This is a genomic window from Actinomadura sp. NBRC 104425 (assembly GCF_030269545.1).
GTDB classification, from domain to species: Bacteria; Actinomycetota; Actinomycetes; order Streptosporangiales; family Streptosporangiaceae; genus Spirillospora; species Spirillospora keratinilytica.
The window spans coordinates 1-361 of the sequence record NZ_BSTN01000130.1; the positions used below are offsets into that span (position 1 = coordinate 1).

The following is a 361-nucleotide window of genomic DNA, read 5'->3' on the forward strand; positions in this document are numbered from 1 at the left end:
CGTTGATCTGGGCGAAGCTGCGGGCCTTCGCCGACGCCGCCGGGCTGGTCGGGTGGAGCGTGTCGGTGGACTCCACCATCGCCCGGGCCCACCAGCACTCCGCGGGCGCCCGCCACGACCATCAGGGCCAAGTCGAGCCGCCGGGGCCGGAGCCGGCCGATCACGGGCTGGGGCGTTCGCGCGGTGGGTGGACGACCAAGATTCATCTGGCCTGTGAGCAGGGCCGCAAGCCGCTGTCGGTGGTGCTGACGGCAGGGCATCGCGGGGACAGCCCGCAGTTCGTGCCGGTGCTGGAGCAGGTCAGCGTGTCGCGCGGCGGGCCCGGGCGCCCCAGGACGAGGCCGGAGCGGGTGCTGGCCGA

At 74.8% G+C, this 361-nt stretch carries 1 protein-coding gene; it reads left to right on the forward strand.

Annotated features, from left to right (window positions below):
- A partial coding sequence (locus QSK22_RS33420; RefSeq protein ID WP_285498516.1) for a transposase occupies positions 1-361 on the forward strand: 361 nt, incomplete at both ends.